Source organism: Chelatococcus sp. GCM10030263, from assembly GCF_042666455.1.
Taxonomy (GTDB): Bacteria; Pseudomonadota; Alphaproteobacteria; order Rhizobiales; family Beijerinckiaceae; genus Chelatococcus.
The window spans coordinates 1-737 of record NZ_JBHTDB010000012.1 but is presented as its reverse complement, the minus strand read 5'-3'; the positions used below and the strand labels follow the sequence as shown (position 1 = coordinate 737).

Annotated in this window: 1 protein-coding gene; it reads left to right on the top strand. The window is 65.5% G+C overall.

Annotated elements, in window-relative coordinates; all coding sequences use genetic code 11:
* On the top strand, positions 1-737 hold a 737-nt coding region (locus ACFQU1_RS22185; RefSeq protein WP_378136850.1), incomplete at both ends, for an EF-Tu/IF-2/RF-3 family GTPase.

Sequence of the window (737 nt, the reverse complement as noted above, 5' to 3'; positions counted from 1 at the left end):
GTCGAGCTCGAGGTGCGCGAGCTTCTGTCGAAATACGACTTCCCCGGGGACGACATCCCGATCGTCAAGGGCTCGGCGCTGTGCGCGCTCGAGGACCGCAGCCCGGAGATCGGGCATGACGCGATCCTGAAGCTGATGGAGGCGGTTGACGCCTATATCCCGCAGCCGGAGCGTCCGATCGACCAGCCGTTCCTGATGCCTGTCGAGGACGTGTTCTCGATCTCGGGCCGCGGCACGGTGGTGACGGGGCGTGTCGAGCGCGGCATCGTGAAGGTGGGCGAGGAAATCGAGATCGTCGGCCTGCGTGCGACGCAGAAGACGACGGTGACGGGCGTCGAGATGTTCCGCAAGCTGCTGGACCAGGGGCAGGCTGGCGACAATATCGGCGCGCTGCTGCGCGGCACGAAGCGCGAGGACGTGGAGCGCGGGCAGGTTCTGTGCAAGCCCGGTTCTGTGAAGCCGCACACGAAGTTCAAGGCGGAAGCCTATATCCTGACGAAGGAGGAGGGCGGTCGCCACACGCCGTTCTTCACGAACTACCGTCCGCAGTTCTACTTCCGGACGACGGACGTGACGGGCGTGGTGACGCTTCCCGAAGGCACGGAAATGGTGATGCCGGGCGACAATATCGCCATGGAGGTGACGCTGATCGTGCCGATCGCGATGGAAGAGAAGCTGCGCTTCGCCATCCGCGAGGGCGGGCGCACCGTCGGCGCCGGCGTCGTCGCCTCGATCAT